We start from the raw sequence: 23,949 nt of genomic DNA, 5'->3' as shown, positions 1-23,949 counted from the left end.
CCGGCTTAATTTGATGTAGCTCATCTGGAGGTGGCGTTGCTGCTACAAGGGGATGCTGTCGATACATCTCGGATAAGGTTTTGCTCCCCCGCCTGCGGCGACCCCGTTTTTAAGGGGGTGCAAAGAATAGCCGCAATACTGTTCTGTTAAGGCAAGAAAGCCAAAGCGATAATCGTGGTAGCGTTAAGATAGAACGTCTCTACAGGGCTTAAATTCCCACAAGCACCCCTTAACCCTTACAGGATTGGCAATTTTGTAACTACACCTTGTAGTAGCGCCTCTAACCTAAAATCTTGGGTAAAGCAATGGTGCAGAAAGCCAATTTCCCGAACGTGGTCGGGAAATTATTCGCTTTTTCAAAATAGCTTGACGATTTTGGATTTATTGCTAATCCAAAATCTAAATCACAGTAAGCTTGCTGACTCATAAAGCCGTCTGAGAGTTGCCTCAATTCTAGCGCCGTACTGTGGATCTGCTGCCCAACGTCCGCTTAGCTGCTGGATCAGAGGCGCAATCCCTCGCGTGACAAAGCGAAAGCGGGGGTCTACCTGTTCTTGTACCAAAGGCTCCAGACTAGCATAAGCTTTTAAGTGTTGGATATGCGCTCTGACACCAATTCTGGCGCTGGGAAACGATGCACTTTCGGAAGCACCGCCGACAGCTCCTAAACCTGCAAAGTTGTTTTGGCTAGGTCTGATATCGCTACCGAAGCGCAAAAAGCCTGTTTCTACACACATTTGCGAGAAGGCAATATCATAGTTTACGCCTTCGATGGTTGCTTCTTCCCGGTAGAGTTTAGGTAAATCGGGAAACAGGGCGAGGGCGTTCTCATTGTTAGCTTTGAGGAACATAATCAGCTGCACCTCAGATGTATTACCATGTCCCATAATTCGGTCAAACTGACCGGGACAAATTGGTAAAATCGAGCGCAAAAACAGGGTACGGGTGGCGCTATCCCAGTTCACAGAAATATTAAAGCTCCGCAGTTCGACGGCTTTAACATAGACTACACCCCGATATGGTACGCGACGGACTGAGGTGTTATTTGTCAAGTCAATTGAGAGCCTGTCTACCAAGTCAATTGGGATGTAGGCGTTGCTATTGATCAGGATGCCTTTTTCCCCGTACAACTGGTTGTTAATGTTGATATTTATGGGAGCATAGGTAGGATCAGTGCCAGGAACGCTGCCACCATCGCCTCGGCTCCATGAGGCAAGTCCGTCTGCTATTCCTAGTGCTAGGTCGCGGCGACGATTTTGAATTAAAAAGCGGTCGTCTGGGTTGGTGAGAAACCCAACTTCCATCAGCAGGGAGGGAATAGTGATGTTGCGGCAAAATTCTAAACGACCTACGCCTGTGGCTGTGTCTGGTTTAACTCCCCGACTGGGCAATTGGGGAACGCGGCGCAGTAGTGCCAGAAGTAGCAATTCAGCATTTTTCTTGCGCTCGTCGTTGTTGGCAATGTAGTAGACACTAGCGCCTCTAGTCGTTGGGTTGGACATGGCATCGGCATGAATTTCGAGGGCTACATCACCGCTACGAGCGCGGGCGTTTATCCAAGAAATTGTCTGCTCCATTGTCTGGTCGTCGGGGACAGAAAGAACTTCAAAATTGCGCGATCGCAATTCTTGTAAAATTAGGTCGCGCAGTAAAATCATCTCCTGGGCTTCTGTAGTGCCAGCAACTCTCGCGCCCGGCTCTCCAGCACCGTGACCTGCTGAAATAAAAATTCTTCCCATTTCAAATATTCTCCCTGCTGTAAAAGTTATTTATGTCAATCAACCAGAATAAGGATTTTTTGATGTAACGGCTAGTATCGCTCCTAATTCCAAGCTCTCAATGATGATATCGGTATCAATGGGTGCAGTTAGACAAGAAACAGTAATATTTTCGGTATGGTGTGACCCAATATAAACATCCAGATGAATAAAATTGTTGAAGTTTTACCGGATCGGACGGCGCTGATAGAGCGATCGCTGGAAATATGTCTAGAACAAATTCACAAGGCGATAAACGAGCGATCGCTTTGTACTATAGCTTTATCCGGTGGTAGCACTCCCAAGCCTCTGTATGAAGCGATCGCTTCGCAAAATCTTCCTTGGGACAAAATTCACGTATTTTGGGGCGATGAACGCTACGTACCGCCTGATCATCCCGATAGCAATCAACGCATGGCTCGTAGCGCTTGGCTTGACAAAGTTAATATCCCAGCTGCCAATATCCACCCCATACCCACCGACGAAGCCAACCCAGCAGTAGCCGCCGAGAAACACTCTCAACACCTCCGGGAGTTTTTTCAAGTTCAACCAAAAGAGTTTCCGGCATTCGATCTGATTTTGTTGGGGATGGGAGATGATGGACATACAGCTTCTTTGTTTCCCCACACAGAAGCATTACAAGTACGCGAAAAGCTGATAACAGTAGGTGACAAAGACACTCAGCCCCGCATCACCTTTACAGCGCCACTGATTAATCATGCCCGTTGTGTGGTATTTGTTGTTGCTGGTGCTAGTAAACGCCCCGCTTTAGCTCAAGTTTTTGCCTCTACTGCTGATGACATGGAATATCCCAGCCGATTAATCCAGCCCCAAGGGGAACTTTGGTGGCTTTTGGACGAAGCTGCTGGTCTTGAGCTAAAAAGTTAAAATCCCTCGCAATTCGGAATATATTTGAATCTGACCTCCCACTCCACTAATCAGGAGGGATACCGTCCGCAAGGAGATTTTATGATTGTCTGCCCCAATTGTAATCACCAAAATCCTGATGGAGCGCAAGCGTGCGAGGCTTGCTACACTCCCTTACCCGCTACTACAGCGTGTCCCAACTGTGGCGCACCTGTTCAAACCGATGCCACTTTCTGCGGTCAGTGTGGCACTAACCTCAAACCCAGTAACCCTTTAGAGGTAGCATCAGCAGCACCAGGCCCGCTACCCAGCATACCGGATTTAATGAACCCCGATCCGTTGGTAGCACCCGATCCCTTAGAGGTTACTCCACCATCTATCCCCAGTCCAGACATACCAGATCCAGTACCAGTTCCAGCTACTGTGGTCAATGAACCCCCAGCCTCAGGGAGCAGCGCTGAATCCTCATCGGAGCCTTCTTCTCGCAGCACAGGGGCGAGTGGGGCGGCAATGCCTGGTAGCTCTCAAACTCAGCTACAGCAGCAGAGCGCCCGCCTGCTGCATACCCAAACGGATACGATGATAGAATTGCCCTCGCAATTGTCGGTAATTCACATAGGCAAGCCAAATGACCAGATTCCGCCTGATATTGATGTTTCGGGTTTTCCGAATTCAGAAATTGTTTCGCGGATTCATGCCGATATCCGTGTAGAGGGTGATGCCTACTACATTGAAGACGTTGGCAGTTCTAATGGCACATATGTTAACCATAATCCCCTGCCTAGTGGTAATCGGCACCGTCTGAGAACAGGCGATCGCATTAGCTTAGGCAAAGGTGACAAGGTGACATTCTTGTTCCAAGTTTCTTAAGGCTGTCTTCAAATTGCTCATAAAAGCGCCAAAATGTACGCGGTGCAAGCCTTTGGGGTGAGGGGTCATGGCAATTGCAGACAGTTTTTTTAAGTGATAGGCTTGAGGAAATAAATAAGCATCGCTATCAGGTTTGTGTAAATTCCACCCCTAAACCTAAAAAGTATGAGAGCGGTAATCTTACTGAATCAATTCAGAGGTTACACGGACTCAACACCCTCATGGTACGATGCGATTGTAACGCCCGTGGGTATCCTAGACTAAGGACACAAAAAACTGGTGGAACGATGTTAAAAGCTTGTCTATTCCATCTGCTCACGTCGTACCAATTGGCGGTCTGACTCCAGTAGTTGAGAGATAAATCTCAATTTATTGATTGAAGGATGTTACATCTGTTCAGACTGTTACAATTCCCAAGCCTAGAGGCGGAAATATTTAGAATTATGTGACATCGGTGATTACCCTGACACTGCTGCATCCTCTCCAATCTATCCCAGTCCAAAACTGGACTTTTGCCTCCGAATCAGTTATTCGGATCGGACGCTCAACTGAGAATAATGTCATCCTCTATAGCGCCGTTGTTTCTCGTCACCATGTCGAGCTACGCCGTCATGGTGATGAATGGGAAGTTGTTAGTTTAGGTGCTAATGGCACTTATTTAGAAGGAAAACGTATCACCCAAGCGCCAGTAGTGGACGGGATGATTATTCGCTTAGCCAGTTCTGGCCCTCAAATTCAGATTCGCATGGGAGCAACAGAGTCAAAGTCCAGGCAAAACACGGTTGCGGGTAAGCAATCATCCCCCAAAACAGAGGGTCAATCTAAAGATAAAGATACTTTTATAGATCCGAGTTTCTACGAGGGAGAAGACACGAGTAAATCTAAGGAGAAGCTACTAAATAAGTTATAAAATCTGGAAAAATTAAGTTTTTCAGATTGTATTTAGTTGCCTTTGGCGATCCGCGAATTCTACGTGGATGATGCTAATGTTGCAGGGAATGCCCTCAGCTCTTTTTAGGCGCAAGTAAAGTGGTACTGTGAGGACTTCTCAGTTCTTCAAAGCATCAATATATTGGCACAAATTAGTAAGTCTATTTTCATCCGTATAAGGGTTGAGTAATACTGCTCTCAACTACCGATGCCCGCGATAGAGAGGAAGTGAAAGGAAAGTTTCACTCGCTGATGATGAAATGTTTTCTACTCTCTGGTTCATCTGGGATTAAAGGGGGAGTATTGTCCAAACCGCCAGCGCAGAGGGGTAGCACCAGCGATCGCTATTACCCGATCGATTTCAAATTCCACTACACGCAAGGCACCAGTAAATTCTGCTACGCGATCAGCGTCCCATACTACCTTAGCTTTTCCGGTTAGTTGTAAGGTGTTGCCACGTTCAAAGTCAACGAACAATAAGCCAGTATTCGGATTCAGCGAAATATTACCCAGAGTTTGGAACATATTATTACCGGAATAATCAGGAAACACAAGCTTGTTGGCGCTCAACACCTTGACAAAACCTGGGTTTCCGCCACGATGAGATGCGTCAGCACCAGCGTCCGGGTGGAAGCTGGCAATGAAGAAAGTGTCTACCTGGGCAATCTTTTGCTGCTGTTCTTCGCTGAGAGTCTGTCTGTCTTGAATACTAGGTATACTTGGTTGGGCGAAATCGCTCTCTAAGTGGCGTATTTGGATGTACTGGGGACAGTTGAAATACACCTGTTTAGGATGTACATAAATGCTGCCATCAGGCTGAACTTGAGCTTTACCGTTTAACCTTAAGCGCCTGCGAGTTGCCAGATGGATCGCCAGGATACCAATATCATCTCTCACCCGCAAGTTTTCGTTGAGCGGATCGCTATTAACTGGTGCTGCTTTGATCCGCACCGTTCCTGTTACTACCTGGATGAATCCAGGTTCACCAGTCAATAGAGATGCCCATACGCGATCGCTTGTATCGACGGTGCTGGCGATCGCTAGTCGTTGAGTACGCAGAAACTCAACAGCTGCTGGCTTAACAATCTGGCTAATATTGTGACTCAAAGCTTTAGCTGCTTCTTGGACACCCGCACGTTGTTGAATCGCCAGTTCTCCGGAATGATATATAGATGTCATTGCTTGCTTGTCTTACAAACCGGGCATTCCAACGTAACCTGGTAGTTGCTTAATCCGGTTAATCCAAGTTAGCGCATGGGGATAAGCTTCTAGAGAAACTTTGCCATCCCCTGCTAAACCGACATAAGGGTAGCAGGCGACATCTGCAATAGTTGGGCGATCGCATTCCAGCCAAGGACGCTGTGCTAAGTGTTCGTCTAAAATCTGGAGTACCTGATGTGCTTTTTTCTGAGCTAGACCCAGGTCTGTCTCCACGTTGAACAGGACTTGCCATCTGGCTTTAGCTAGACCTTGTTGAATCTCATTCGCCGCTATAGACAACCACTGCACGACTTTACTGATCAATTCAGCAGACTCTGGTAGCCAATCTTCACCCCCATAGCGCCGCGCTAGATAAACCAGAATTGCCTGAGCATCCCGAATCACCACATCGCCATCAGTTAGAAGTGGGACTTGTCCCAGTGGGTTGAGCTTGAGAAACTGTGGAGATTTTTGCTCACCGCTCATCAGATCAACAGGTACAAGCTCATGCTCCAAGCCAAGCAGCGACAGCATCAGCCGTGCTTTATGACAATTCCCGGATAGTTCGTGATTGTACAACTGGATCATTAACTGCTCCTAGACGTGTCTTTGTACCGAACGTTCGGTAATAAAACTGTACCGAGCGTTCGGTATAATGTCAAGAAGACAATCGGAGTGTTGTGGATGGAAAAAGAGGAAGCGATCGCCCGAATAGTAAAAGTTTTTCAGCAGTACGGCTATGAGGGAGCGACGCTAACGCGACTTTCAAAAGCTACTGGTTTAGGCAAAGCCAGCCTTTATCACCATTTCCCCAAAGGAAAAGAAGAAATGGCGGCTGCTGTTCTCAATTCGCTTAACCACTGTTTAGAACAAAGTATCCTCGCACCCCTGCGCGACAGTGGCGAACCGAGGGAGCGAATTCGCCTGATGAGTACAAAGGTGGATGAGTTTTACAATTGCGGTCAACAAAGCTGTCTTTTAGCGGTACTGGCAATTGGGGAATCCCATAACCTTTTTCAGACCCAGATCGGATGCGCCCTTAACCTTTGGATCGATACCTTGGCGCAGGTTTTGATTGAGGCGGGATTTAATTCGGATGCAGCACGGCAAAAAGCCGAAGATGCCATTTTGCAGATCCAGGGATCTCTCGTGCTGGCGCGAGGTCTTAATGACACTGCGCCCTTCAAGCGTGTTATTAAGCGCCTACCAGAATATCTGCTAAACGCTTAAGTTGCTCTTTAAAAATTTGGAAATGGGGGCAGAGGGACTTGAACCCTCACGACCTTTTCGGGTCAACGGATTTTCATTCTCTCGCAGCTTTCGCTACTGCCAATAGGCTTTGAGAATTGGACTCTCTCTTTACCCTCGGCTTAACGTTAGGGTAGCTCCCGTCGAGTCTCTGCACCTTCCGAAATGATTTTGAATTTTGGATTGGTTTTGGATTTATCCCCAATCTAAAATCTAAAATTATTTGGCTTGGCTCAGGATTGCCATATCTGTTGCCAGATTTAGGTTTCCCTGAATTTGAGAGCGGTCACTTGACAAATTTCTTCATCAAGGCTCAGTTTTCTAAGTCCGTAGCGTCTGCCATTCCGCCATGCCCCCGTGTTGGGAGAGATGTAATCTCTTATTTAGTACGATTTTATATCTTACACTCTAAGTGGCTAATAAATGCAACTATCTTTTTGACAAGGTGGTTAAGCGGCTTCCAACAAAGGGTAAAATATTTAGAGTTAGTCGGGCATATAAGCGGCTGTTTGTGGTATCCCCACACGGACGCTGGTACTGCTACTGTCTGGTTCTTCTACTGCAAGAAAAAATATGTTGGTTGCGATATTGTATCTAGTTCTGAGTGGAACCTACCTGATAGTTGTTCCCTTCGCCCTATATGCCTACCTGCAAAAGCGGTGGTATGTTGCCAGCTCGTTTGAGCGCGGGTTCATGTATTTTATGGTTTTCTTTTTCTTCCCTGGTTTGTTGCTGCTCAGCCCATTTTTGAATTTTCGGCCGAAGCGTCGCCTGGTCTAGAGCTAACATAAAAGCTTTTGATACTCAGCGAAGGCTGTAAAGCTGAAAGCAAATATCTTTAAAATGCGACGAATTGACATCATTGGGATTGGCATCGGCATCTTTGTTGCTGGTGGGTTAGCGTATTTGGTTTTGCAGTTGGCGGGGCTAGATAGCCTGGAGGCGGGTATTTGGAGTCAGCTGCTGCTGGTGGGAGGGTTAGTCGGCTGGCTGCTGACTTACCTGTTCCGAGTCGGGACAAAAAACATGACTTATAACCAGCAGCTGAAGGACTATGAGGACGCAGTGTTACAAAAGCGGCTGGAAGAGTTGACTCCAGAAGAATTGGCTAAACTGCAAGCTGAAATTGAACAAGATAAGAAACTGAAAAGGCAATAGGCCTCTTGCAAGAATATTTAGAACCCCTCCTTGACAGGCGGGGAGGGAGGAAGAAATATTCTCCTCCTTGAAAAGCGGGGAGGGTGAAAAGGACTTTTGCAAGAAGTCTAGTGACTAATGACTAATGACTATTGGCTACTGAAAAATGACTTCAATTCGAGAGTGTTTTGAGTCTCTGCGCGATCGCCACCAGTGCGCTTTGATTCCGTTTATCACGGCTGGCGATCCGGATCTGGAGACAACGGAATCGGCTTTACGAGTTCTTGATGCCGCGGGTGCGGATATGATTGAGCTGGGTGTTCCCTACTCAGATCCGTTGGCAGATGGGCCGACGATTCAGGCAGCTGCTACGAGAGCTTTGCAACGGGGAACTCGTTTGGATCAGGTGCTGGAGATGGTGTCGGGTGTTAGCCACCAGGTGCGATCGCCTATTGTTCTTTTTAACTACTACAACCCAATTCTCAACCGGGGAATTGAAACTTACTTAAAGCAGGTGAGTCGTGCTGGGGTAAAGGGTTTGGTGGTTCCCGATTTGCCTTTGGAGGAATCGGAGGTGCTGCTTAAAACTGCTGCTAGTCTGGGAGTTGAAGTAATTTTGTTGGTAGCTCCCACCAGTTCTGAGGAGAGAATAAAAGCGATCGCGCATCAGTCTCAGGGATTTATTTACTTAGTCAGCGTAACTGGAGTGACAGGAATACGCTCAGAAATGGACTTCCGGGCGCAAGATTTACTCAAGCATCTGCGGGCTGCAACTGATAAACCCATTGGTGTCGGGTTTGGCATTTCCGAACCAGAACACGCCCGTCAGGTGAAAGATTGGGGAGCAGATGCGGTAATTGTCGGTAGTGCCTTTGTGAAACGTTTAGCAGAAGGAACGCCAGCACAGGGATTGGATGCGATCGCTCAGTTTTGCCAAAGTTTAAAAACTGCGATTTTGTAAGCGTAGCACCTTTAAAGCTATCAGCCATAAGGATTTGCTCGTTCTCAGATATATGTCTGAGAACGAGATTTTGTATTGAAAGTTTGCTGAATTGGTAAATTTATCAGACAAAACAGAATTTTTCCTGATAGACGTACTCAAATCAGTATGAGTAGCTAGCACATCACAGCTACATTCATGCGCGTCTCGACTGTTGCTATTTGTACCTTAGCGGCTTTGACTGCTAGGGAACTCACCCAGGAAGCTAATGCCAATCCTAGTTCCAACCTGCCGATCAAGGAACCAGAAACCGACAATTTTGTTGTTCCAGTCAAGACTGTTGAAATAAACCCGTCTGACTCGATTGCAGCGCCAGAAATAGTAGCACAACAGCTAGAGTCAGGAGCCAAAAGTCAAGACTTTCTAAAAATTATGGTTCCAGAAGAGGTTGACGACTCTAACATCTCTGGTACAAAGTCTTTAGCTGAATCTCCTTTAATTGACAGGGAAGCGGAGGCTTTAGGCTCTAAAAAAATTATTTCTCTCGACGCTGGGGAGGACGCACCTCCCAGTCCTCGTTCCGAGGCTGAGCTTAGGAAGCAAAATACAGAGGGGTTCGGTACTGGTGAGAGATATGAGGAAGCGGATAAAGTGACTCTCAGCGCCTCATTACGACGAGCTGCGGCGTTGCAGATAACTCCGCAAGTAGCGCCAGAATGGTCAGTTAGTAAAGGCGAAGAAATTTCACCCGATTCAACAAATCAGCTGGCACAATTGCCAGATAACCCAACGATAAATGTACCCTCTCTAGAGGAAATTCGCAGATTGCAGTCACAGCTTGGAGAGGTAGAAAAAACTGCTGAGTTTGGCGATGTTTATCAAGGTTCACCTTCGCTTACCATCGTTACTCCTACGGGTTTTGGTGCAGATAATAACACTGGTTTTATCAGCGCCACCTATCAATCCCGGACGCGATTCGCCGATGTAAGTGATGGAGGGCTAGGTTTTGGAGTCGGCTTAGGCGACGCTCGGAAGTCGGTGGGTGTAGAGTTATCGTATGCGATCGCTAGTTTTGGCAGCAATCGAGATTTTGGTAGTGGCGGATTTAACGCCAAAGTACATCGTCGGTTAGCAGAAGATTTATCTATTGCTGCTGGCTGGAATGGATTTTTAAATATTGGCGATGACAACGACTTTGAGAACTCAGTCTATGGCGTTGTTACTAAAATTTTCCGAACCCGCGACGATATCAACCAGCCTTTTAGCCGAGTCGCTGTAACAGCTGGTGTGGGAAACGGACAATTCCGCACTGAAAGCGCTGTTGACGATGATAGAGGTGGAATCAATGTTTTTGGAAGTATCGCAGTGCGGGTCGCTCGTCCTGTTAGTTTGATTGCGGAATGGACGGGACAAGATTTAGGAGTGGGAGTTTCAATTGTTCCATTCAAAAATATTCCTCTAGTAATTACCCCTGCACTACGTGACATTACTGGCGCAGGAGATGGAACGCGGTTTGTATTGGGTACTGGGTTTTCTTTCAAGTTTTAGGTGGTGATATTATGGACTTTTGGATAACTAAAGGGCAACATTCAAAAATCAAAATTTCAAATATCCTTCTCTATCTTTTGCCTTTTACTTTTTTGCTTCTTCAGTCTTTTCCTGTTAACGCCAATCCTCCCAACCAATCAGATAATACGGGAACTAACATCTGGAATAATACAGCCCCCCGCTTTGGTTCAGGTAGCAAGCTTGATCCTGAAATTATTAATACTGCCAGAAGACTTTCCAAAGATTTAGATGATGCCTATGCTGCTTGTGTTGCTTCTGCGGAGGCATTTGCTAAGCTGCCGCGAAGATTTGCCAGAGGAGCAGCGATTTCTCCAGTAGATTGTAACACTCCGGAGTGTCAGCGACTAAATAGCTTATTAGAAGAAACCAAAAGATTCATCAGCAGTTTGGACAGTTTGGAAGCGGAAAGATTGAGAGCTAGTGGAGCTTTGGAAATTTGGTAATTAATGGGAGGGAAACATGAAAATTAATCAGATAATTTCACCTGCTTTAATCAGCGCGATCGCGCTAGGATTATTTAGCATGATTACTGCCCCACTCCAAGCCCTAGAAACTTTTGGTAATGAGGGCATTCAATTTGACCTAGACACTATTATTGAATTTGAATTTGTTGAATCAAACGGAGCATTTCAGTCAACGTTTGGGGTTATTAATTTAGATACAGGTGAAAAAACACCTCTAATTAGTGAAGCCAAACCCTCGAACAAACCACAGGATATCTCCCGTCCATCCGATTTTCAAGACGACACAGGTGTAAGCAACCAGAATGATTTTTTAGGAACTCCTGGTGATGCAGTTCCCCAACCGTTAGCTGAGTTTAAGTTTCAGGCAAATACAAGATATGCCTTTTACTTAGAATCTTTTTATAATGGCAAACCTGTAGGCATCATCTACTCAACAAATACTGAAAATCCTAACACCAGACAACAAACTGAGTTTAATGGTGGGATAGACAGTCTTGCTAAAGGTGGTAATCTCATCCGTTGGGACGATACTGGCATAGTAAAGGCTCAACAAGAAAGAGACTTTGATGATTTTATTGTCAGAGTTGGCGGTCATCAAACCTGTCCATCTTCTAGTAATATTTCCGTTAGTGTTAAATGTGCTAAACAAATTTAGTGTTTGCAGTATGTAAAAGTGAGAGATACGCTTGAAAAGGATGTGAAACAATGGACACTAGCTTGTCTTTTGGAAGCCTAAATAAACGTTAAATGCCTCTAAGTTTTATATCTTCTACTGTAATTGAGCGAACTAAAATACTTAGCAAATTTGTCTCGGTTCAACTAGCTGTAAAGCTGTTGGGGCTGGCAAGCGGAATTTTGCTAGTTCGTACGCTTGATAAACAGGAGTATGCCTATTTCACGATAGCCAATACTATGCAAGGAACAATGAACATACTGGCTGATATGGGTATTGGCAGCGGCCTTTCTGTAATTGGAGGAAAGGTTTGGCAAGACCGATATCGTTTTGGTCAATTAATCAATACAGCCCTGAAGTTAAAACGTTATATAGCAGTAATTGCTATAGTTGCGATCGCACCTATTTTACTGTGGCTGCTGATCGGTAAAGGAACTTCTATTATTTATGCTATTTTAATTTCAATTGTAGTGCTAGTAGAACTACAATTTATGCTATCTAACGGCGTGTTAACTGTAGTTCCGCGCCTGCACTCGCAGCTCAAACAGATTCAAACTCTAGATATAATTTTTGTTGCGTCTCGGCTAGGGATTTTATGGGTTGCGTACCTGACATTTTTAAATGCTGCAATCGCAGTTTTTGCATCATCCATTGCATCAGGATTACAATACTTTTTTCTTAGATTTTGGATTAGGGACAGCATTGATATAGAGGCACCAGTTCATCCGGAAGATTCAGTTGTTCTGCTAAAAATTATTAAAAGTCAAGCTCCTTATTTTGTTTTCTACTGCATTCAGGGGCAGATAACCATCTGGTTAATTAGTGTTTTTGGGAATACGCAGAATATTGCTGAAGTAGGAGCATTAGGGCGACTTGGAGTTTTATTTTCCATTATTGGAGCGGTTATGAATAGCATCATTTTACCTGCTTTTGCCCGATGCCAGTCTATAATTCAACTACGCGATCGCTATTGGCAGATTATTGGTGGCTTTTGTTTATTAGCAACAATTATAGTTGTGTTTACAGCAATTTTTCCTAAAGAAATAATCTGGATTTTGGGGAAACAGTATACTCACCTAAGCCAAGAAGTAATTTTAGTTGTAATTAGCGCCATGACATCTACTCTAGCTGCAACTATGTGGTCTATTAATACATCAAAAGCATGGGTGCAGGACTCTTGGCTTATAGTAGTAAGTACAGTTATTACTCAAATTTTTTTACTACTTATTTTGGATGTTCATACTGTAAAAGGGGTGATAACTTTTGGTTGGTTTTCCACCTTCCCCACTATTCTCGTTAATGGTTACATGAGTTATCAAGGACTTCAAAGAGGTTTATAAAATGCCAAAGTTGTACAAAAAAGCAGTTCATACTCTACAAAACGAAGGACTATCCTCATTCTTAAATAAAACCAAGAATAAAATAGTTGATACTTACAAGAAAGCCACTTTTAAACCTTATATAATTACCAAATCAGTTTCTGATGAAAGTTTTCAGTTTTTGATTAGCGATCTTTTCGCTAAATCTTGGTACGATCGCCCTCACGCTTGGCCAGAATTGGTGTGGGTAAAAGAAAATGCAATTGTTGAAGGTGACATAGTTGCTGATTGTGGCGCTCATCATGGCTTAACAGGTTTACTTTTTGCAAAATGTGTGGGTTCTACTGGAGAAGTCATCGGTTTTGAAGCGCTTCCCAAAAACGTAACAATTGCTCTAGAAAACATCAGACTGAATAAGGCAAAAAACTTTGAGGTGAGAAATTTTGCAGTCGGAAGTCATAAAGGAGACACTAAGTTTTTAGTCTATTCCAACGGCTCAGTAGGTGAACGAGATGATATGGAGGTAGTGACAGTACCAATGATTGCTCTTGATGAGGCATTCATATCAAAAAAACCGACTTTCTTAAAAATTGATGTTGAAGGATATGAAATAGAAGTTTTGAAAGGAGCAAAAGAAATCCTCAAAACACTGCCAAAATTAGATATTGAAATTCACTGTTTCTGCTTTAAAGAGCCTGTAGGTGCGGTTGAAGAACTTTTAAGTCTGTTACCCTTGGCAAATTATCAAGCTTACATCCAGCTATTAGTTGACGGTTCGATTGTTCCTTATAACCCCGGCGAACATACACCTCAATTAATTGCGAAACACGATGTTGTACACTTCTTTGCTCTTCCCAAAAAAAACATAGCTACTCCCTTGGGGATCGTGAATTCCTGAAATCACTTGGGGCGTTAATTAATGAACAAAATGCAGTACCCAATATTGGATTCGGCGATAGTGAAAGCCAACCTACTAATAGGGATATTTATTCTTGAATTTAACTGCTAATAGGGTTAATTATCCATTCATCATTTCCGGTTATTTAGTAGTTTACAAACCCTTGCTATAGGTCTAGAGTCAAAATAAATATTTATGCGAATACTCATAGCCTTGCCAACTGAACATCCAGAACTTCCTGCCATTGATAGTGTGATTAATGGTACAGCTTCGTGTTCTGGTACAACAGGCTCCATTATTCGATTAGCGGCTTTTCTGACAGAGGCTGGGCTGGATGTTTGCCTGAGTAGTGCTTGTGAGAGTAAAAGCACTATATTTACCTGCATTAAACATCAATTTGTTAAAACTAATCAATTTGACTGCCTAGTTGTTCACCAGTCACATTGGGATGGTACTTCACTGACATTCGGTAATCAAAATTTGGGGAAAACATTTCTTTGGTTCCAAAATCAAACATCCTGGGCTTTTGTTCATAATTTCTTACGTAAAGGTGGAAATCGGATAATTGTCCCTTCAATATATCATGCTAATATCTACCGAGCCGTACCCCAATGGCGCGATAAAGTAACAGTAATCTACAATTCCTATTGCCCTATTTTTACGCCCGTAGTGACTCCAACTCAACCGAGATTACTGTTTATTGGTGCAATTACTCCTAACAAAGGTGTTATTCAGCTGATGGAGATTTGGTCTTATTTGGTGCAGAAGCAAGTTAACTTAAAGTTGGCTATCGCAGGTAGTATTAGCATCCATAAAGGCTCTAGGGGCGAGCTTGGCTCACTCCAAATAGCAGAAAATAATTTTGAAACTAATCAAATTAAACCTTGGTTAACAAGTCTGCCACAGTATTACCAGCCCTATTTTTTAGGAGCATTGTCACCTGTACAGTTGCGTACCGAGATTGCTCAGTCATGGGCAGTAATTGTTAATCCTTCTTGGGAACATGCTGAAACTTTTTGTGTTTCAGCAGTAGATGCACAAGCTTGCGATCGCACAGTATTCTCAGTAGCGGTTGGAGGACTTAAAGAAACTGTCTATCAAGGTAATTTCAATTCTCTAACTAAAGAGCGCTCAGTGGAAGCCTTTGGTCAGCAGATTATTGCTGGACTATCCCATCCAGATGCAGTTAAAGAAAATGGACTATTAGCAGGTAATTTTGTCCGAAATAAGTTTAGCTATCAAAGTATTCGTAATGCCTGGATTCAAGTTCTTTCTGGACAAAAAACTAAACCAACTATCTCCCCACATTGGAATAGTTCCCGCGATTTACTCTGCGATCTGATGCGGTGGAGTAGAACAGGAATGCTTATCAATCAATACATAAGAAGTTAATCTTAAAACTAAATTATGAACTTACGTAGGCTACTAAATTCTTTCCATCGAACATTGGCGCGATCGCGTCTGGCTATTCGCTTGGCAATTTTATTACGAAATCAATGTCGCTGTATTATTAAATACCATCTCAGTGAAGAAGCCGATATAGCTAAAAATGGTGAGTTATGGTTTGCTCAGCTAATTGCCCAAAATTCATCTATTTTTATTGATGTAGGTGCTAATGTAGGCAATTGGGCAAACCTATTTTTAGTATCTATGCTAGAACCTGGAAAAGGCTTGCTTTTCGATCCTTCTGAATATGCAATCGAGAAATTGAAACAGCGTTTTGAGCAAGTAGCGGATATTGAGGTGATCCAACTAGCTGTTACAGATATGCCTGGAAAAATGACTTTTTTTGAAGAGCCAGACGCAGGGGAGACATCATCCTTAGTCCCAGAATTTAGTAATCTGAGCGCAATTAAAAAATGGGTCAATGTAACAACTCTGGATACTGAAGTGGAGAAACGACAACTCAAACATATTGATTTTTTAAAAATTGACGCTGAAGGATATGATTTTCATGTGCTACGTGGTGCTTCTGGCTTACTTTCTCAGCAACAAATTGGAGTGATTCAATTTGAATATGGTAAAGCGTGGGCAATTGCAGGTAGTACCTTAGCTGCTGCTCTTAATTTTCTGAAATCTTTTGGCTACCAAGTATTTTTGTTAAAGTCTACTGGATTATTTGAAATAAATTATAGCCTTTATGGAGAATATTTTGAATATTCTAACTTTGTAGCAGTTTCACCTAACAAAATTATCGACGTGAAACCTTTTATTCGCGTTTAATTAAATCCCTATATTTGGCTAAATGTATGAAAAATAATTGTGTAGTATTCATCTGCCAAGATAAGGAATTAACTAGAGAACGTAGAGGATATTATCGTGCTTTTGCTAAAATAATAACGACTGTTTGCGTTTCCCCACCTAATCAATGTAGTTATGAGAATTTTAATGATATTATTCCTCACAATTTGCATCCTATTTTAATTCTTCAACCAGAGGCTTCTCCAAGACTCCCGCACGGTTTAGTAGATACTAAAATACCAACCGCCTGTTTTCAAATTGATACTGATAGTTTCACAGCCTCGCGGATGAAATGGTCGATGTTATTCGATTACGCTTTTGTTTTTCATCCAGGTTTTGACCTAATTTTTCAAAGTGCTGGTCATCCCAGGGCAATTTGCTTACCTCATGCTGTTGAGTCAGATTTGTTTGAGGAACCAGAACAGGAACGAATTTATGATGTTGGGTGGGTGGGAAATTTGCAAGGTTCGCACTATTCAGCTCGTAGATACTACCTTGAGGAATTGCGAAGCCACTTTCGCATGAATGATATTAGCCATTACTACAGTGCTGAAGCAATGGCAAGTATCTATAAGCAATCAAAAATTGTAGTTAATATTAGCCGAGATAACTATCCGAAAGATGCCAACTTAAGGTGTTTTGAAGCAATGGCGGCAGGTGCTTTGTTGGTGACATCTAAGCCTAGCGAACTTGCTGAGATTGGATTAACTGAAGGAATTCATTATGTTACCTATGAACAAAAATCGGAAATTTGTGAAATAGTTAAATTTTATTTAGAACATGATAACAAAAGAACAGCGATCGGTAGTGCAGCAAAGTCTTTCGTTCTCAAGCAACATACCTATGATCAAAGAGTTCGCATTATTCTCGATTTGCTTTCACAAGATAAGGGCAAATTATTTGCGCCTGCTCGTAACTGGGATCAAGCTCAGGTTCATGCAACTTATCTGCATTATTTTGCTAAACATCTCCAGCTTGATGCTGTATTTAGAGAGATGCGTGAAATCCGAAAGGTTTCCCCCCAAATGGCTTGGCGGATGATTCCAACTGCTACTAAAGCCTTACTACGCTCTTTACAACTATCTATATAAATTCAAGGAAATGAAGATATTATCACTAAGCAACTGCCCCTTAGTTGAGTCGCAGGGTTCTGGATATATTATTCTTAATTTTTGTCGCGGGTTAGAACGGCGCGGTCATGAAGTAGATTTATTTGGGCCAGAATCTTATGAGCCATTTCAATCTCTCAAAAAGGCAAAAAGGTATCGTCAAGCTGCCGGAATGTTGTTGTTGGCAGCCTATAAATTAACAAAGAAGAAATACGATGTTATTGAGTTTTATGGTGGTGAATCTTGGCTGGCTGCATCAATTCTTGCTAAAACGCCAAACCGAAGTAGTTTGCTTGTAAGCCATTCTAATGGATTAGAAACTTACTATAATGAGTCATTAATGAAGTATTTTAATACTTTTTCATCTAATGGCTCACATAAAACATGGTATCAGTTCAATCAAAAAAAAATACTTGAAAAAGCTTTCACACAGGTTGATGGTATTGTTACTTTGAGCGAAGATGAATGCAACTATGGATTAAAGCATCAGTATAAGAACGATTCGCATATTGTAGCCATTGAACCTTCACTTTTAAATGATTATCTAGGCTTAACAATTGACTTTCAAAGAAAGCCGATAATTGGCTACTGTGGGTCGTGGCTACAGAGAAAGGGAAGTAAATTAATAGAGGCGGATATAAGCAGGGTACTTACTGATTTTCCTGAATGCTCTTTTAAATTAGTTGGAGTTGGTGACAGTTTCCAAAAATCGGCTCACTTCCCCTCTGCTCTATGTTCACGGATAGAAGTAATTCCCTTCGTTGAGAGCAAAAAAGAATTACAAAATATATATCAAATGCTTTCCATTTTGATTGTTCCTTCTATATATGAAAGCTTTGGTTTAGTTACATCTGAGGCAATGGCTTGTGGTTGTGCAGTTGTTGTTAGTAAAACTGGATTTGGCGCTAGCCTTAAACATCGTGAAGAAGCAGTGATTATTCAGGAGCCTGTTTCTCCATTTTTATATCAAGGAGTTAAGGAACTGTTGTTAAATGAGCCACTACGCTTGCAAATTGCTAAAAGAGGATATCAGCGCGTTCAAAAATTATGCTGGGAAGTTGCTGTGGAGCAATTAGAAAATATTTATTTAGAGTGGTTAAATGAATTGAGGCAAAAACATAAGTATTAAGTTATCAGGAAATGTAAGTTAGTGATTATCATATCTATTGTTCCCCGCCTGCCTCCAGCAATTGATGGAGTGGGTGATTATGCTTTAAATCTAGCTTCGCAACTGCGTAAAAATTACGGAATTAAAACGCATTTTATTGTAAGCGATCGCGCTAGCATCCTTTGCCCACAAATTGAGGAATTTCCTGTTAGCCAAGTAAAGGTGCATTCGGCTAATGAGCTGTTATCTTTAATGCCCAGCGATACAGCCACAGTTTTGCTGCATTATGTGGGCTATGGCTACGCAAAACGAGGCTGTCCATCCTGGTTAGTTGAAGGCTTGGAACGTTGGAAGCGTAGGAGAAATAACACGTATTTAGTAACAATGTTCCATGAAGTTTATGCTTCTGGTGCAATTTGGAACAGTTCTTTTTGGTTGTCGCCGCTACAGAAAAATTTGGCGGCGCGTCTGGCAAGAGTTAGCGATCGCTGTCTCACCAGCAAACAACTATACGCCGACATTATACATGAATTGAGTCGAGGCAAACAAACTCAAATTACCACGCTGCCTGTATTTTCCAACATCGGAGAACCAAAACAGGTGCCACCTTTGGCAGAGCGATCGCGGCGGTTAATAGTGTTTGGCGGACGCAGCCAAAGATTGCGTGTTTATCAAAAATCTCTGGCAGAACTAGAGCTAGCTTGTCAGCTATTGGGGATAGAGCAAATTTGGGATATCGGCTTATCAACAAACCTTAATTTACCCGCAGTTAATGGCGTACCGATAGTAGAAATGGGACAGCTACCCGCTACAGAAATCAGCAACATCCTGTTAAATTCCCTGGCGGGTTTCTTTAACTATCACCCTGAATTCTTAGCAAAATCAACCATTTTTGCTACTTACTGCGCTCATGGAGTGCTTCCCGCCAGTTCTCGATGTAGTGTGCCAACTGATGGCATAGAAGCAGGAAAACATTACTGGGTTCCGGATAAGGAGACAACAGACTGTAAAGATTGGGTGGAGGTGCAAGCGATCGCAAACAACGCCTACACCTGGTATCAAACCCATAATTTATCGGTACAAGCTAATACCTTTGCTGCATATTTAGGGAAAAAAATTGTTGAATATTAATCAAAGTCTCGAAGTCCAGCGTCAATTTGCCTCAAATGCCAGCGGTGGTAGGAGTAGCCATGCAATTTATACAGCGTTTGAGCAGGTGTTGACGCAGCTCGATCTCAAAGGCAATATTCTAGATTTTGGTGCTGGTACAGGCAATTTAACTAAGCGGCTTCAGTTATTAAATCGATTTACTTCCATCACTGGCATTGACATCATGCAGCGTCCAGTTGACCTAGATAATTCTATTAAATGGATTAGTTGGGATTTGAACGATAAAACCAATATTCCTGATCAATTATTTGACACTATTGTATCAGCTGAAGTCATCGAGCATTTGGAAAATCCTAGAGCCTTAGCACGGGAATGGTTTCGATTACTCCGTCCTGGTGGAACACTTATTTTTAGCACACCTAATAACGAAAGCTGGCGATCTTTGATAGCGCTTCTATTGCGAGGGCATTTTGTCGCCTTCAGCGATACTTGTTACCCGGCACATATCACCGCACTTCTACGCAAGGACATTCAGCGAATTCTGCGTGAATCTAACTTTTCTATGCCAAAGTTTGTTTTTACTAATGTTGGTGGTATTCCCAGCTTTCCCAAGCTGCAATGGCAAACAGTTTCTGGAGGGCTGCTAACAGGTATTCGTTACAGCGATAACTTACTAGCGATCGCTCATAAACCAATCTCCTAACTCAGCCTACGCATCAGTTATATTAATCACCCAATATTTCGGCAAAGTGACAAGCATTATGGTAAAAATTCTCATGTCATCTCGCCTATTTTATCCGAGCATTGGGGGCAGTGAAACAGACATAGAAGTCTTGGCACATGAATTTACCCGGTTTGGACACGCAATTAAAGTTGTTACTCAAACTCCAGGTAGTCATATTGATGCTGATGGTTTGGAGTTTCCATTTGATGTGATTCGGCAACCAAGTCATACCAAGCTTTTCCAACTCGTAAAATGGTGCGATGTATATTTCCACAACGGTATTATCTTGAAAGATGCTTGGCCCCTTTTGATATGCCGAAAGCCCTGGATAATTAGGCACCAAACCTGGATTAAATTACCACATGAGATTACCGGTAACTTTTCTGGTTGGAAGGCTAATTTAAAAGAATCATTAGTAAAATTTTCTACATCAATCTCAATTAGCAAATCTATAGCTGAACATTTGCAGCATCCCTCCATAATTATCGCCAATCCTTACCGCGATAATTTGTTCCGCATAATTCCTGAAATTGCCAAAACCAAAGAACTTGTATTTCTGGGACGGCTAGTTTCAGACAAAGGTGTAGAAATTCTGCTTGAAGCATTGGCCGAATTGAAACATCAGGGAATGATGCCTCAGCTATCCATCATTGGTTCTGGGGTGGAGGAGTCGAAGCTGCGACAAAAAACTAACGATTTAGCACTGACAGAACAAGTCATTTTTCTAGGTTCAAAAATCGGAGAAGAATTAGTACAGATACTAAATGAACATCAAATTATGGTAATTCCTTCACTGTGGGATGAGCCTTTCGGCGTAGTTGCACTAGAAGGTATTGCCTGTGGTTGTGCAATCGTTGGTTCAGAGGGAGGTGGACTAAAAGATGCCATCGGTTCTTGTGGAGTGACTTTTCCTAATGGAGATGTTAAAGCACTGACGAAAGCCCTATTCGACTTGTTGACTAATCCTGATAAATTATCGACTTGCAGGAGAAACGCCGAATCACATTTGTTACGTCACAAAAAAACCGAAGTTGCCAAGGCATATTTACAGGTTATTGAGGCAGCAAAAGAGTGAAACTGCTAATTGGTCTGCTAGGTATTTTAGTCATAATTTATATTTCATCTCTCAACTGGCGGCGCACTCTTAAAGCTCTATTTACGCTCTTAATTATTGAGGGTGCAGTGCGAAAATGGCTTTTGCCCCAAGCTAGCGACTTGATTTATTTTTTAAAAGACTTTGTTCTTTTAGGCGCTTATCTTTCCTACTATGGTTCCTCAGCTTCTGTGAGAAGATTGCCGATTAAAAATGACCCGATCACTATCATAATATTTTTAGTTGCCGCCTGGTGCTTGTTTCAGGCTTTTAATCCTAGTTTAGGGTCGCCTATGGTGGGGATTTTTGGAATGAGAGGCTATTTATTTTATCTTCCTTTAATGTGGATAATTCCTACCTTATTTCAATCAGAAGAAGAGCTATATAAGTTTTTGCGATCGCATCTTTTATTCTTAATCCCAGTTTGCCTCTTAGGTATTGCCCAATTCTTCGCTCCTGCTTCCAGTCCTCTTAATGTTTATGCTCCCGGCGAAGTGACATCAGCAGCCACATTTGGGGTGACATCTTCTGTCAGGGTTACAGGAACTTTCTCCTACATAAGTGGCTACTCCGTCTACCTGCTAGTATGCTTCAGTTTACTAATACCCTTACTGGCATCATCCCAGTACAAATGGTGGAAGTTAGCATCTGTTATAGAAATCTTTTTGCTAACCGTTAACTCATTTATGACTGGCGCTCGCGGTCTTATAATTGGCGAAGTTTTATTTTTGTTTGGTTATTTATTCTTACTCGCATTTACCCGTCCTATAAGTACGGTGCGCTTCCTTAGACAGTTGTTACCATTGGCTGTTGTTGTTGCTATTGTTGCTTCTATCTGGTTTCGTCCAGCAATCAATGCTTTTTGGCTGCGTACAACTTCTAACCAAGATGTATCCGGCCGCATTGTGGGCAGTTTTACACAACCTTTTGAGTTTGTTAAATACAAAGAACTTGACGGATATGGTACTGGTGCAACACACCAAGCAGCCCCAGCCCTAAAGAAAGCATTAGGTTTGCCATCCCGTGAAGTTATTCCCACTTATTATGAATCGGAAATGGGCAGAGTAATATTGGAATTAGGGCCTGTTGGTTTTTTTCTTTGGTATGGATTAAGAGTTAGTATCATTATCGCTCTTTGGCTGGTATTTTGGAAATTGAAACGAGCATTTTTGCGCCACTTAGCACTTGCAGCTTTTATCATTCAAGTAATTCAAATTAATGGTCAACTGGTTTTTAACCATACTTTCTCAATTTACTACTGGTTTCTCAGTAGTTTTATTTTTCTCTTACCTCGATTAGAGCAAATAGAAAATTGGCATCGAGAACAACAACTATTGCAAGAAGATGTCTCATCCACGTATTTCCCTAATTCACCCTACCAGTAGTCCATTTTCTCGCAATGCTGCGATCGCTTTATGGGAAGCCGACTTACTCCACGAAGTAATCACCACCATTGCCTATAACCCAAAAGGTTCTATATCACGCTACTTAAGTCTACTACCCAAACAAATTAGAAATCGTGTTGCTCATGAATTAGGGCGACGCACATGGATTACCCCCACTGATGTACCCATGCGAACCCATCCCTGGCAAGAAGCGATGCGGTTGGCGCTAGTAAAAACGGGTTTAAGCCATCGATTAGGTTTAGGAAATCAGGGGCCTATTAATTGGGTCTATTCTTCATTAGATTGTCACGTTGCTAAACATCATCTTAGGAATATTCATGCAGTTTATGCCTATGAAGATGGAGCCGCTGTGACCTTTGAAACAGCCAAGCAGCAAGGCATTCTCTGTTTATACGATTTACCAATTATTTTTTATCGCATGAGTCGCGATATTCAAGCAGAAGAATCTGAACGATTTCCCGATTTAGCACCAGCATTACAAGCAGTTAAAGAACCTGCTTGGAAAATCGAACGCAAACAGCAGGAAGTCGAGTTATCAGACCATATTTTTGTAGCATCTTCTATCACCAAAAAATCTTTGTTAGATATTGGCGTGAAACCGGAAAAAATCAGCGTCATTCCCTACGGTTCGCCCATTGACTATTTTCATCCACAACCCAAAAGCGATAAACTTTTTCGAGCTTTATTTGTGGGACGGGTAGGGCCGCGTAAAGGTGTGCATTACTTATTACAAGCTTGGCAAAAAATGCGACTTAGAGAAGCGGAATTATTATTAGTAGGAGTTAATGAGTTTCCGACTGGCTGGTTAGCTCAATATACTGATACCTTTCGCTACGTCTCCTCTGTACCTCACACTTTATTGAATCAATACTATAGTTCGGCAAATGTTCTGGTTTTTCCTTCTTTAGTTGAAGGATTTGGTTTAGTGCTTTTAGAGGCAATGGCTTGTGGAATTCCCGTTATTACAACACCTAATACGGCTGGTTACGATATCATCACTGATGGCGTGGAAGGGTTTATTGTGCCAATCCGGGATGTAGAAGCTATTAAGGAAAAACTAGAGTGGTGCTACTGCCACCCGCAAGAATTAGCAGAGATGGGACGAGCAGCTCGTCGGAAAGCTGAGCAATTAACTTGGGATTTATATCGGCAAAAATTGGCAAGTCGAGTACAAAAGCTTTTGAAAAACTAAATTGTGATATATCGCTATAATACTTAATAATTTTAAGTTAAGAATAGTTGTATTTTGGGGTTATTTTTTTTGCTGTTGCAGGCATAAAGTGAAA

At 42.6% G+C, this 23,949-nt stretch carries 24 protein-coding genes; 21 read left to right on the top strand and 3 right to left on the bottom strand.

Annotated elements, in window-relative coordinates; translation table 11 throughout:
* Positions 1-404 precede the first annotated feature (404 nt).
* Positions 405-1,739 carry an N-acetylmuramoyl-L-alanine amidase gene (locus tag H6F74_RS06025; protein WP_190437754.1) on the bottom strand — a complete coding sequence of 445 codons (1,335 nt, stop codon included), beginning with the start codon at positions 1,737-1,739 and terminating at the stop codon, positions 405-407.
* Positions 1,740-1,922: 183 nt separating this feature from the next.
* Here H6F74_RS06025 and pgl point away from each other — a divergent pair, with 183 nt between their 5' ends.
* From pgl to H6F74_RS06010, 3 genes are all read left to right on the top strand, one after another.
* Entirely contained in the window at positions 1,923-2,645 is a 723-nt protein-coding gene (gene pgl, locus H6F74_RS06020; RefSeq protein ID WP_190437751.1) for a 6-phosphogluconolactonase, read from the top strand.
* A gap of 81 nt (positions 2,646-2,726) precedes the next feature.
* Positions 2,727-3,494: an FHA domain-containing protein gene (locus tag H6F74_RS06015; RefSeq protein WP_190437977.1), complete on the top strand. Its 768-nt coding sequence runs from the start codon at positions 2,727-2,729 to the stop codon at positions 3,492-3,494.
* A 454-nt stretch (positions 3,495-3,948) separates the two neighbouring features.
* Positions 3,949-4,404, top strand: a complete 456-nt coding sequence (locus tag H6F74_RS06010) for an FHA domain-containing protein (protein WP_190437975.1) — start codon at positions 3,949-3,951, stop codon at positions 4,402-4,404.
* Between the two features lie 299 nt (positions 4,405-4,703).
* Here H6F74_RS06010 and H6F74_RS06005 read toward each other — a convergent pair whose 3' ends face one another.
* A complete protein-coding gene (locus H6F74_RS06005) occupies positions 4,704-5,603 on the bottom strand; it encodes a pyridoxamine 5'-phosphate oxidase family protein (protein WP_190437748.1) in 900 nt (299 codons plus the stop codon).
* 12 nt (positions 5,604-5,615) lie between these two features.
* On the bottom strand, positions 5,616-6,212 hold the full coding sequence (locus H6F74_RS06000) for a glutathione S-transferase (protein WP_190437746.1): 597 nt from the start codon (positions 6,210-6,212) through the stop codon (positions 5,616-5,618).
* Positions 6,213-6,308: 96 nt separating this feature from the next.
* On the opposite strand from H6F74_RS06000, the gene H6F74_RS05995 reads away from it, so the two are divergent.
* The 18 genes from H6F74_RS05995 to H6F74_RS05910 all read left to right on the top strand — a co-directional run bounded on the left by H6F74_RS05995 (position 6,309) and on the right by H6F74_RS05910 (position 23,855).
* Entirely contained in the window at positions 6,309-6,854 is a 546-nt protein-coding gene (locus H6F74_RS05995) for a TetR/AcrR family transcriptional regulator (protein ID WP_190437742.1), read from the top strand.
* A 591-nt stretch (positions 6,855-7,445) separates the two neighbouring features.
* Complete coding sequence (ndhL, locus tag H6F74_RS05990; RefSeq protein ID WP_190427431.1) at positions 7,446-7,652, top strand: NAD(P)H-quinone oxidoreductase subunit L; 207 nt, start codon at positions 7,446-7,448, stop codon at positions 7,650-7,652.
* A 63-nt stretch (positions 7,653-7,715) separates the two neighbouring features.
* A complete protein-coding gene (locus H6F74_RS05985; RefSeq protein ID WP_190437739.1) occupies positions 7,716-8,030 on the top strand; it encodes a DUF3007 family protein in 315 nt (104 codons plus the stop codon).
* 145 nt (positions 8,031-8,175) lie between these two features.
* Positions 8,176-8,970: a tryptophan synthase subunit alpha gene (gene trpA / locus H6F74_RS05980; RefSeq protein ID WP_190437736.1), complete on the top strand. Its 795-nt coding sequence runs from the start codon at positions 8,176-8,178 to the stop codon at positions 8,968-8,970.
* A gap of 177 nt (positions 8,971-9,147) precedes the next feature.
* Entirely contained in the window at positions 9,148-10,497 is a 1,350-nt protein-coding gene (locus H6F74_RS05975; RefSeq protein ID WP_190437733.1) for a hypothetical protein, read from the top strand.
* An 11-nt stretch (positions 10,498-10,508) separates the two neighbouring features.
* On the top strand, positions 10,509-10,961 hold the full coding sequence (locus tag H6F74_RS05970) for a hypothetical protein (RefSeq protein ID WP_190437730.1): 453 nt from the start codon (positions 10,509-10,511) through the stop codon (positions 10,959-10,961).
* A 16-nt stretch (positions 10,962-10,977) separates the two neighbouring features.
* On the top strand, positions 10,978-11,637 hold the full coding sequence (locus H6F74_RS05965; protein ID WP_190437727.1) for a DUF4114 domain-containing protein: 660 nt from the start codon (positions 10,978-10,980) through the stop codon (positions 11,635-11,637).
* 92 nt (positions 11,638-11,729) lie between these two features.
* Positions 11,730-12,995 carry a polysaccharide biosynthesis protein gene (locus H6F74_RS05960; protein WP_190437716.1) on the top strand — a complete coding sequence of 422 codons (1,266 nt, stop codon included), beginning with the start codon at positions 11,730-11,732 and terminating at the stop codon, positions 12,993-12,995.
* 1 nt (position 12,996) lies between these two features.
* Entirely contained in the window at positions 12,997-13,872 is an 876-nt protein-coding gene (locus tag H6F74_RS05955; RefSeq protein WP_190437713.1) for an FkbM family methyltransferase, read from the top strand.
* Between the two features lie 195 nt (positions 13,873-14,067).
* Positions 14,068-15,264, top strand: coding sequence for a glycosyltransferase (locus tag H6F74_RS05950; protein ID WP_190437708.1), 1,197 nt, complete (start codon positions 14,068-14,070; stop codon positions 15,262-15,264).
* A 54-nt stretch (positions 15,265-15,318) separates the two neighbouring features.
* Positions 15,319-16,095 (top strand): FkbM family methyltransferase, encoded by a 777-nt coding sequence (locus tag H6F74_RS05945; RefSeq protein ID WP_190437706.1) that lies wholly within the window; start codon positions 15,319-15,321, stop codon positions 16,093-16,095.
* Between the two features lie 26 nt (positions 16,096-16,121).
* Positions 16,122-17,204, top strand: a complete 1,083-nt coding sequence (locus H6F74_RS05940; RefSeq protein ID WP_190437702.1) for a glycosyltransferase — start codon at positions 16,122-16,124, stop codon at positions 17,202-17,204.
* Positions 17,205-17,214: 10 nt separating this feature from the next.
* Entirely contained in the window at positions 17,215-18,351 is a 1,137-nt protein-coding gene (locus H6F74_RS05935; protein WP_190437699.1) for a glycosyltransferase family 4 protein, read from the top strand.
* 21 nt (positions 18,352-18,372) lie between these two features.
* Positions 18,373-19,461 (top strand): glycosyltransferase, encoded by a 1,089-nt coding sequence (locus tag H6F74_RS05930; RefSeq protein ID WP_190437696.1) that lies wholly within the window; start codon positions 18,373-18,375, stop codon positions 19,459-19,461.
* Positions 19,451-20,143: a methyltransferase domain-containing protein gene (locus H6F74_RS05925; RefSeq protein WP_190437694.1), complete on the top strand. Its 693-nt coding sequence runs from the start codon at positions 19,451-19,453 to the stop codon at positions 20,141-20,143. Before H6F74_RS05930 ends, H6F74_RS05925 begins: the two co-directional genes overlap by 11 nt.
* Before the next feature lie 58 nt (positions 20,144-20,201).
* The gene (locus H6F74_RS05920; protein ID WP_190437691.1) at positions 20,202-21,239 is read left to right on the top strand and encodes a glycosyltransferase family 4 protein; all 1,038 of its coding nucleotides are present in this window, start codon (positions 20,202-20,204) and stop codon (positions 21,237-21,239) included.
* On the top strand, positions 21,236-22,642 hold the full coding sequence (locus tag H6F74_RS05915; RefSeq protein WP_190437689.1) for a hypothetical protein: 1,407 nt from the start codon (positions 21,236-21,238) through the stop codon (positions 22,640-22,642). The genes H6F74_RS05920 and H6F74_RS05915 overlap by 4 nt, the downstream gene beginning before the upstream one ends.
* Entirely contained in the window at positions 22,602-23,855 is a 1,254-nt protein-coding gene (locus H6F74_RS05910) for a glycosyltransferase family 4 protein (RefSeq protein ID WP_190437687.1), read from the top strand. The genes H6F74_RS05915 and H6F74_RS05910 overlap by 41 nt, the downstream gene beginning before the upstream one ends.
* Positions 23,856-23,949 lie beyond the last annotated feature (94 nt).

Origin of the sequence: Trichocoleus sp. FACHB-90 (assembly GCF_014695505.1) — a bacterium.
Lineage (GTDB): Bacteria > Cyanobacteriota > Cyanobacteriia > Cyanobacteriales > FACHB-T130 > Funiculus > Funiculus sociatus.
Note: the sequence above shows the minus strand (reverse complement) of the source record. Positions and strands in the feature narration are given on the sequence as shown.